The following is a 10,357-nucleotide window of genomic DNA, read 5'->3' as shown; positions in this document are numbered from 1 at the left end:
CCGCCCTTCCTGCAGGCCATGCGAATAGAACAGCGCCAGAAAGGATGTATATTCTGGGCTCGAATGCGTGAACAGCATCTGCGGTTTTTTAGACTGGGTCGCCAGTCGGCTGTGGTTTCTAGATTGAAGTGCGCCGCCCCCTCAGATCGGAGGAGCGGCGCGCTCGGTGATCAACTGGCGCGCGGTGACCCTTTCGCGGTGGATCATATAAAGGGTGCTGTCAGACCAATGCGAACCAGTCTCTGCAAGGACAACGAAGCTGCCCTTTATGCCGCACCGAGTTGACGCCACTCGGAGAGAGCGGCGGCCCGCCACAGGTAGTGCGTTTCACCGTTGATCTCCACAAAAACTTCGTCCAGATGCCATTGCCAATTCGAATGAGCGCGCATCCGATTGATCCGGTTCTTACGGATTTCTGCGGCGAACATTGGGCCAAATCCATTCCACCAGAAACGTACCGTTTCATGGCTCACGTCGATGCCGCGCTCATGGAGAAAATCTTCGACATTTCGAAGCGAAAGCGGAAATCGGGCATACATCATCACCGCCAGGCGAATGATTTCAGGAGAGGTCTTGAAGTAGCCAAAAGGGGAGCGTTTTGTCATCCCGGAACGCTACGAAACCGCCCTGCCCCGTTCAAGTCAGCTTCTTCTGACAATGCCCTTACGAGACTTCAAGTCCCATCAAAAAGACGAAATCTGCCGATTGTTGAGTTACTGTGACAACGCCCCGTCGAGTGGGATCTTACCAGTCAAAGGGCGCGACGGCCCGCCTGCGCCCCAATGTGAAAGCGTCGGCCACATGAAACATCGGGGTCAGATCAACGTCAGATGCGCCTGTGGCCACCAGTTCGCTAAACTGGGCATAAAGCGCACGGTACTCGTGGTCCGACCCCGCACTGATTTCAGTGCCGTCAACAACCAGCCGGGCCCCACCATCGCGGAGGATTGCAGTCCCGTCCGAGGTTTCGATTTTCACATCCCAGGTCTGCGGTCCGGTCTGTCGCCAGTCGAAGACCGCTGAAACGTTCGCACCTCCGGGATCATTGAACGTCAGATCGGCGGCAATTGGCGTGTCGCGGTTTTCCGGGAAATACAACTCAGCAGCCGACAGATGCAAAGCTCGGGGATAGATCGCGCTGAGGACCGACAGGGCGTTGATGCCCGGATCGAACACACCCAGACCGCCGGCCTGCCAGATCCACTCCTGACCGGGGTGCCAACGACGTACGTCTTCCTTCCAGATTACTTCGACCCCTGTGATGTCCTTGCCTTGCAGCCAGTCTCGCGCCGCCGTAACGCTCGCCGCGTGCCTTGAATGCCAGGTCGCAAACAGCGTCACACCCCGCGCCTCAGCCAAGGAGATCAGGTCATGCACTTCGCTGAGCGTCGCACCAGGCGGTTTTTCCAGCATCACATGTCGGCCCGCCAACAAGGCCCGGCGCGCGTCGGCATATCGCACCTGCGGCGGTGTACACAGAGAGATACAAGTGATTTCAGGATGCGCATTCAGCAGCGTATCCAGATCGCCGTAGCCATCGACCCCGCCCACCTGCGCATTGCGGCTTGCGGTTGCTTTCAACGTGAATGCGGGGGTGCCTGAGATCGCGGGAATATGCTGATCGCGGGCGATTTTCCCTACACCGACGATAGCGATTTCAAGTGTGTGTTTGGCCATCTAATGCGAATCCCTTGGCACTGCGTTGCCACGGCAACCAACGAGAAAATCGAAGTCGGCGCCGGTGTCCGCCCCCTGTACGTGGTCATGAAACAGACGGGCATAACCGCTGGCGGGCGGCGCGACAGGGTTTTCCCATTCCGCCAAACGTCGTGCGATCTCGACCTCAGAAACGTCCAGATGTATGCGGCGGCCCGGCATATCCAACTCGATCATGTCGCCATTCCGTACGATGGCCAAAGGCCCACCGGCGGCAGCTTCGGGGCTGGTATGGAGGATCACCGTGCCATAGGCGGTGCCCGACATCCGCGCGTCAGAAATGCGCACCATATCAGTGATGCCTTTCTTGAGCACCTTTGGCGGCAGACCCATATTGCCCACCTCGGACATACCCGGATAGCCGCGCGGCCCGCACATTTTCAGCACCATGACGCAGGTTTCGTCAATATCCAGATCGTCGTCATCAATCCGGGCTTTGTAGTCGTCGATATTCTCGAACACGACCGCCCGACCGCGATGGGTCAGCAGATGCGGGCTGGCGGCAGAGGGTTTGAGCACGGCACCATTGGGCGCCAGATTGCCGCGCAAGACAGCAATGCCGCCCTGCTCTGCAAGGGGCGCATCAGCGGGCAGGATCACGTCTTCGTTAAAATTGGTCGCGTCTTTGACCTGATGCCACGCGGTTTCGCCAGATACTGTCAGTGTATCGCGATGCAACAAACCAGCTTCACCTAGGCGTTTGATTACCACTGGCAGACCACCGGCATAAAAAAACTCTTCCATCAGGTATTTGCCCGACGGCATCAGATTCACGATGGTCGGCACGTCGCGTCCCAGCCGATCCCAGTCGTCAAGCGTCAGATCGATACCAACACGGCCTGCAATAGCCATCAGGTGGATTACTGCGTTGGTCGAGCCACCAATCGCACCATTGGTGCGGATCGCGTTTTCAAAGGCGTCGCGGGTCAAAACGTCGGAAGGTTTCAAATCGTCCTTGACCATCTCTACGATGCGCCGTCCTGACACATGCCCCATGACCCGGCGGCGACTGTCGACGGCGGGGATGGCGGCGTTGCCAGACAGAGTCATACCCAGTGCCTCGACCATGCTAGCCATCGAGCTTGCCGTACCCATGGTGTTGCAGGATCCGGGGCTGCGGCTCATCGATTGTTCAGCCTCAAGAAAGTCCTCGCGGGACATCTTGCCCGCTTTGATATCTTCGGACATCTGCCAAAGCGCGGTGCCCGACCCGACGCGTTCGCCTCGAAACCAGCCGTTCAGCATCGGACCGCCGGAGACCATGATCGCGGGGAGGTCGACCGAGGCCGCCCCCATCAAAAGCGCGGGCGTGGTCTTGTCGCAGCCGACCAGCAACGCGACGCCATCCAACGGATTGGCACGAATGGCTTCTTCGACATCCATCGCTGCAAGGTTGCGATACATCATAGCAGTGGGACGCAATGCGCTTTCACCAGTGGAAAACACGGGGAATTCCAACGGCAGTCCGCCAGCTTCGTAGATGCCGTGTTTCACCCGCTCGGCCAGGTCGCGCAGATGCGCGTTGCACGGAGTGAGTTGCGACCATGTGTTGCAGATGCCGATCACCGGGCGCCCGTCAAACAGATCAGCGGGCAGTCCCTGATTTTTCATCCAGCTGCGGTGGTAGATGTGGTCACGGCTGTCTCCGCCGAACCATTCCTGGGAGCGTAGTTTGCGCGGCCAGATTGCGGGTTTGAATGTCATGACATCAGCTCTGTTTCTGTTTGTTGTAAACGTCGAAGATCACAGCGGCGAGCAGCACGAGCCCCTTGATGACCTGCTGGTAATCAATGCCGATACCCATGATCGACATGCCATTGTTCATGACACCCATGATGAAGGCACCTACAACTGCGCCAACAATTTTACCAACCCCACCGGACATCGACGCGCCACCAATAAAGACCGCAGCGATCACGTCGAGTTCGACTGCAAATCCGGCCTTGGGTGTGGCTGTATTCAACCGTGCCGCAAAGATCAGCCCGGCAAGTGCGGCCAACACGCCCATGTTCACAAAAGTTAGGAAGGTCAGGCGTTCGGTCGGAATGCCCGACAGTTTCGCGGCTTTTTCGTTTCCGCCAAGCGCATAGACCCGCCGCCCGATTGTCGTCTGTTCGGTGATAAACGCGTAGACGATTGTCAACAGACCCATCGTGATCAGCACATTCGGCAGTCCGCGGAACGTCGATAGCTTGTATATCACAAAGAGTAGTGCACCGGCGACGATCACATTGCGCGCAAGGAAAAAGCCGAACGGTTCATCCTCAATCCCATAAGCTTTATTGCGAGCCCGCTTACGCATCCCCAGCCACACGATTGCCATTGCGGCGATGATGCCGACCGCCAGTGCTGTCGCGTTCGGACGCCCGACACCAAACAGATCTGGGATGAACCCGGTTGACAGCAACTGGAAGGATTTTGGGAAGGGGCCGACGGATTGCCCCTCGAGAAGCCAAAGTGACAAACCGCGAAACACCAGCATTCCCGCAAGAGTGACAATGAAACTGGGGATTTTCCAGTATGCGACCCAGTATCCTTGTGCCGCCCCGATCATCCCGCCAACCACGAGGCAGACCGGAATTGTGATCGCAACTGGCACGTCCCAATTCACGATCATCACCGCCGCAAAGGCACCGACGAACCCCATAACCGAGCCCACCGACAGGTCGATATTGCCGCCGACGATCACGATCAGCATCCCGAGGGCCATGATGATGATATAACTGTTCTGCAGAAACAAATTGGTGATGTTCACCGGCTTCAGCAACACGCCGTTGGTCACGATCTGAAAAAACAGCATGATCGCGATTAGGGCAAACAGCAGCCCGTATTCACGCAAATGGCCTAGAAGATATTTGGACATACCAGCCTGAGCGGGCTGATCCGGCGAGGTGGTATCGGTCATTGCGCCGCCCTCCTAATGTGTGACGATGAGCGACATGATGCGCTCCTGGCTTGCATCGGAGGCATCAAGTTCGCCGACAAAGCTGCCTTCATTCATGACGTAAATGCGATCGCTCATGCCCAGAAGTTCGGGCATTTCGGAACTGATCATGACAACGCCTTTGCCCTGCGCCGACAATTCGTTGATGATACCGTAGATTTCAAACTTGGCGCCCACGTCGATGCCGCGGGTCGGTTCATCAAGGATCAGAACCTCCGGCCCGGCAAAGAGCCATTTCGACAAAACAACCTTTTGCTGGTTCCCCCCCGACAGGTTCATCACCTTCTGGAACACGCTCGGGGTGCGGATATTCATCGCCTCGCGGTAGCGTTCTGCGACATTGGTTTCCTCGGCCTCGTTGATGACTCCCGAGGTCGAAACATCGCGAAGATTTGCCAACGTAATATTCCGCTGGATCGTCTCCTCTAGTATTAGCCCCAGTTCCTTTCGGTCCTCGGTCACATACGCCAAACCGCTCCGGATTGCCGCGGCTACTGTTGATGTGTCGATGTCCTTGCCTGCTAATTTGACCTGACCTGAAATATTCTGGCCGTAACTGCGCCCGAAAATGCTCATTGCCAGTTCGGTGCGCCCGGCGCCCATGAGCCCGGCAATGCCGACAACTTCGCCCGCGCGGACATGGAAGTTGATGTCCTTGATCACCTGTCTGGTCGCGTGTTCCTGATGAAAAACATTCCAGTCTGAGACTTCTAACAGCATGTCGCCGGCGCGACGGGTCCGTCCGGGATAGCGTTGCGACATATCGCGACCGACCATATCGCGCACGATCCGATCCTCGGTGATTTGTTCAGTCCGCGCATCCAGTGTCGAAACTGTCGCGCCATCGCGGATGACGGTGATCGTATCAGCAACCCTGCGAATTTCATTCAATTTGTGGCTGATGATGATTGACGTGACACCCTGTTTCTTCAACTCCAGCAACAAATCCAGCAGCGCCTGACTGTCGGCCTCGGACAATGCTGCTGTCGGCTCGTCCAGTATCAACAGGCGCACGTCCTTGGACAGCGCCTTGGCTATCTCGACCAGTTGCTGCTTGCCGACGCCAAGCCGGTCAACGGCAGTGGCAGGTCGTTCCTTCAGCCCGACTTTCTTCAACAACGCCTCGGTACGCTGATAGGTGTCAGGCCAGTTCATGATGCCGCCACGGGCACATTCATTTCCAATGAAAAGATTCTCGGCAATAGACAAAAGCGGCACCAGCGCGAGTTCCTGGTGGATAATAATGATCCCGAGATGTTCACTGTCTGCAATACCAGTAAAGCTGGCCAACTTCCCGTCATAGTTAATCTCACCGTCATAGGTGCCTTGCGGGTAAACGCCCGAAAGAACCTTCATCAGGGTGGATTTTCCGGCACCATTTTCACCGACAAGCGCGTGGATCTCTCCTTCGGTGACTTTGAGGTTTACATTATCCAGCGCTTTGACACCGGGAAAGTTCTTGGTGATAGAACGCATTTCCAGCAGTGTTTGCATCGACCCATCCCCCCATCTTTTAGCCCGCCCCGACTGCTTTCCGCGCAGCCGGAACAGGCAATTATCAGACCGTTGTTTAGAGATCGTCTGCGGAATGATAACCTGAGTCCATGACGATCTTCTGGTAGTTTGATCCGTCAACCGACACAGGCTCCAACAGGTAGGAAGGAACTACTTTGACACCATTGTCATAGGTTGACGTGTCGTTGATCTCAGGCTCGCCGCCTTGCAACAATGCATCAACCATACCAACAGTCACACGGGCCAGTTCACGGGTGTCCTTGAACACGGTCGAATACTGTTCGCCGGCTATGATCGACTTGATCGATTGCAGTTCGGCGTCCTGACCGGACACGATCGGCATCGCCAGGTCGCCAGAGCCATACCCAACACCCTTAAGCGAGCTCAGGATGCCAATGGACAAACCGTCATAAGGGCTTAGCACACCATGCACGACGGCATCGGTGTAATGTGCAGACAGCAAGTTATCCATGCGCGCCTGTGCAACAGCACCGTCCCACCGCAGTGTGCCGACAGTGTCCATGCCCATCTGGCTAGACACCACATTAAGAGTGCCATCATCGATCAGTGGCTGCAGCACCGACATCGCACCATCATAGAAGAAGTACGCATTGTTATCGTCGGGCGAACCGCCGAACAGTTCAACATTCCAAGGCGAAACGCCTGGAAACCTTTCTTCAAGACCGGCAACGACAGAACTGGCCTGCTGCACGCCGACCTTGAAGTTGTCGAAGGTGGCATAGTAGTCGACATTTCCGCTGTCGCGGATGAGGCGATCATAGGCGATGACCTTGATGTCCAAAGCTGCGGCATTCTCCAGCGCATTGGACAGCGTTGTCCCATCGATGGCCGCAATGACCAGAACATCAACTTCCTTAGTGATCATGTTCTCGATCTGGGCAAGTTGGTTGGGAATGTCGTCCTCTGCATATTGCAGATCGACAGCATAGCCCGCGGCTTCGAACTGCTCGACCATCGAATTGCCGTCAGAAATCCAACGAGCAGATGATTTGGTCGGCATCGCAATGCCAATTGTGCCTTTGTCCTGAGCATAAGCCGGCACAGCCATCAGGCCAGCACCAAGTGCAAGGGCCGCAAGCCCCGAAAATAGTTTGTTCATGTCTTCCTCCCAAAAACTGACGAATCCGGGATCAGACTAGTCAGGTCCCATTCAGGGACATCGTTGCCGGCCAGTTTGTGGCCGCCTAGCACAACGGTATCACCGTTCCAACATAACAATCAAATTACATAATTTGACTTCTTCATGCCTGTTTCGGTATGTTATTTCAGATGCAGGATCTCATCAAACGGCTGCAATGGCGCCACCTCAGGCTCATCCACGAAATTAGTGAATATGGCCAACTATCCGTCGCCGCGGATCGACTTTCCATAACGCAACCCGCCGCATCCAGGATGCTGGCCGAGATTGAAGCTATGGTTGGCCAGCGACTGTTCGAGCGTCATCCCAAAGGTATGGTGCCAACCTCGATCGCCGAGGTTCTGATCCGGCACGCCACAAGCTTACTGCGCGGGCTGGCGGCAACCGCAAGCGAAGTCGGAGCGTTCAGTTCAGGTAAGACCGGGACCGTTCGAGTCGGCTCTGTTACGGGTGCGGCAGTGGCTTATGTCGTTCCGGCAATTCAATCCCTGAAACAGGATGCAAAAGGCGCTGAAGTCTACGTGGATGTTGGCCCCAGCGACGCGCTGATGGAAAGGCTTATGAGTGGCGACTATGATTTCATACTTTCCCGTATCCCCCCCTATCTGGATGCGCGACAGTTTGAAATCTTCCAAGGTAGAGTTGAGACCGTAGAGTTCCTAGTCAGGCCCGGTCATCCCTTGTTGAAAATTGATCAGCCATCTTTGCAGGATTTGGACGGATACACTTGGGTCATCCAGCCAGCGGGAACACCGATGCGCCAAGCGGTTGAAGAAGCCTTCATCGCCCAGGCAATTGCGCTCCCGGAAGAGATCGTCAATACAACGTCCCTGCTCGTAATGATCGCCTATCTCCAGACGTCGGATTCGATCTCGCCCGTCTCAAGTGAAGTTGCGGATTTGATCCGCAAATCTGGGGCCGGCGGCATGAAAACGATCGCTGTTCGCCAATCCATAATTATCTCCCCCTATCACCTCATCCAGCGAAAATCGGGTAACACCAGCCCCCTGGCTCACCGTCTCCGCGATCTGGTCATCACCGCCTTGTCAGCAGGCTTGGCATAAATTCGGACCGTGAGAGTTAGTAACAGCCGGTGACTGGGTGCTGTCGGCGTTGTCACATTAACTTTTCCAAGTCAAAATATTGAAGTTTCTCAAAATGCGTGTTGCTGGATTTCAACCCACATTCCCCAAGTAATTCGCTAATTTTGCTGTCTCGAACGCCACAATTTCTATATATTTCATTGCATTACAGAAGATGAAGGACGGGTTTTTTGGGTCACCCAGAGGGTGCGGGTTCCGAGCGGGGTGATCGGGGGAATTTTGACCGCCGGGTGCGCTTAGAATTTCGCGGCACACAGCTCAGTTCGGATGGCGGCCTCTTGGTGGTGGGTGACCTGGATGACGCGCTCGGGCTGTCTGATCTTGCGTCGTGCGTGCTGTCTGACAACCGCGGGGGAAAGAACACGACACACCGGCTCGATGGCCAGTTCCGGGAATCGGTCTATGGCAGGCGAGCGGGCTACGAGGACGTCAACGACGCCGACCGGCTGGCCCTTGATCCGGTCATGCGCCAGATCGTGGGTGGCCCTGCTGTCGACACTCAAGCTGCGTCAGCCACGCAGATGGGTCGCTTCGAGACCGAGACGCTGGCCCTACCGGAGAACCGGGCGGCGCTGGCCGATCTGAACGGTCAGTGGATTGACCGGTTTCATGACCGCAATGAGCTGAAATTTATCACGCTGGACATGGACAGTTCGGTCAGCCCGACCCAAGGCGAGCAAGAGGGCACCGCTTGAAACGGGCATTTCGACTGCACCTGGTACCATCCGCTCTTTGTGTTCAACCAGTTCGGAATGCTGGAACGCTGCGCCCTGCGGCACGGCAACGTCCACAGCGCCGACGGCTGGCAGGATGTGCTCGACCCGGTAATCGCCCGCTACGCTGGCCGCAAGCTTGGTGGCCGCTTCTTGCAGCGCCGATGCCGCCTATGCCAGCCCCGCGATCTACGCAGAGCTTGAAGAGGCGGGCTACTTCTACGTCATCCGGCTGCCCGCCAATGCCGTCCTGCGCGAGAAGATCGTGCACCGGCTTACCCGGCCGGTCGGACGTCCTTCGCTGACCAAGGTCAAACGGTTCTTCGAAGACTTCCATTACCAGGCACAAAGCTGGGACGAGGAGCGCCGCGTCATCGCCAAGATCGAATGGCATCTGGGCGAGTTGTTCCCAAAGGTTGGCTTCATCGTCACCAACCTGCCGATGGAGCCGGAGTGCGTTACCCGCTTCTACAACCAACGTGGCACCGCTGAGCAGCACATCAAGGAAGCCAAAGCACGCCTTCTGCTGGATGAGGCTGTCGTGCAAGAGGTTCCATGACAACGAGGTGAGGCTACAGCCTCACGCACTGGCCTACAACCTGGCAACCATCCTGCGTTGCATCGAGCTGCCCGAAGCCATGGCCGACTGGTCGTTGACCAGCTTGCAGCTCAAGCTGATCAAGATCGGTGCCCGTGTGGTGCGTCACGCCCGCGCCATCACCTTCCAATTCGCCGAGGTCGCGGTGTGACCGGCCCAATGGTCAGGGCCATCCTTGCCGCCATTCACCGATTGCGGGTGCCGCCGTCATGTGCGTGACCTCGAAATTGGCGAAAACCGAACGAACGCGGCAAGACAGGTCCGTTCGCCGCGCTGCAAAACGTGGCCGAATGACCAAGGTGACGCGCATTCGCGGTCTGATCCGCCCACATTCGAGCGCTCTGACGATTGCAGTCGAGGCTGGGAGCCCAAAACACTTGATCTGGCGGCAAGATCAGACAAAATTGACGCCGAGCGGCAGGCCACTTGGGGAATGTCGGAATAACCAATTCTGGGGGAGAAAAGCCATGCCTATGTATCTGTTTCAACTATCCTATACTGCCGAAGCCGCAAAAGCGATGATCACCAGCCCAAGCGACCGCAAGGCCGCAGCGGCCAGTCTCGTCAATGCGCTCGGCGGTAAGCTGCATGAAATGTATTTCAGTTTTG

At 56.6% G+C, this 10,357-nt stretch carries 6 protein-coding genes and 2 pseudogenes; 2 read left to right on the top strand and 6 right to left on the bottom strand.

From position 1 onward, the window contains the following. Window positions 1-305: 305 nt before the first annotated feature. The 6 genes and pseudogenes from AC221Y_RS14795 to chvE form a co-directional block, all read right to left on the bottom strand. Window positions 306-605, bottom strand: a pseudogene (locus AC221Y_RS14795) (IS6 family transposase); the annotation flags it as partial. A 139-nt stretch (window positions 606-744) separates the two neighbouring features. Continuing rightward, window positions 745-1,677, bottom strand: coding sequence for a Gfo/Idh/MocA family protein (locus tag AC221Y_RS14790; protein ID WP_299750046.1), 933 nt, complete (start codon window positions 1,675-1,677; stop codon window positions 745-747). Beyond that, window positions 1,678-3,420 carry an L-arabinonate dehydratase gene (gene araD / locus AC221Y_RS14785; RefSeq protein WP_299750043.1) on the bottom strand — a complete coding sequence of 581 codons (1,743 nt, stop codon included), beginning with the start codon at window positions 3,418-3,420 and terminating at the stop codon, window positions 1,678-1,680. A 4-nt stretch (window positions 3,421-3,424) separates the two neighbouring features. Further along, window positions 3,425-4,621 carry a multiple monosaccharide ABC transporter permease gene (gene mmsB / locus AC221Y_RS14780; protein ID WP_486707613.1) on the bottom strand — a complete coding sequence of 399 codons (1,197 nt, stop codon included), beginning with the start codon at window positions 4,619-4,621 and terminating at the stop codon, window positions 3,425-3,427. Between the two features lie 12 nt (window positions 4,622-4,633). After that, window positions 4,634-6,154 (bottom strand): multiple monosaccharide ABC transporter ATP-binding protein, encoded by a 1,521-nt coding sequence (gene mmsA / locus AC221Y_RS14775; protein WP_299756537.1) that lies wholly within the window; start codon window positions 6,152-6,154, stop codon window positions 4,634-4,636. Between the two features lie 76 nt (window positions 6,155-6,230). Continuing rightward, window positions 6,231-7,244: a multiple monosaccharide ABC transporter substrate-binding protein gene (chvE, locus tag AC221Y_RS14770; RefSeq protein ID WP_299756541.1), complete on the bottom strand. Its 1,014-nt coding sequence runs from the start codon at window positions 7,242-7,244 to the stop codon at window positions 6,231-6,233. Window positions 7,245-7,465: 221 nt separating this feature from the next. Here chvE and AC221Y_RS14765 point away from each other — a divergent pair, with 221 nt between their 5' ends. Next, window positions 7,466-8,398, top strand: coding sequence for a LysR family transcriptional regulator (locus AC221Y_RS14765; protein ID WP_486707612.1), 933 nt, complete (start codon window positions 7,466-7,468; stop codon window positions 8,396-8,398). Between the two features lie 209 nt (window positions 8,399-8,607). After that, window positions 8,608-9,967: pseudogene (locus AC221Y_RS14760) on the top strand (IS1380 family transposase). Window positions 9,968-10,357 lie beyond the last annotated feature (390 nt).

The organism is Boseongicola sp. (assembly GCF_057460485.1).
Note: the sequence above shows the minus strand (reverse complement) of the source record. Positions and strands in the feature narration are given on the sequence as shown.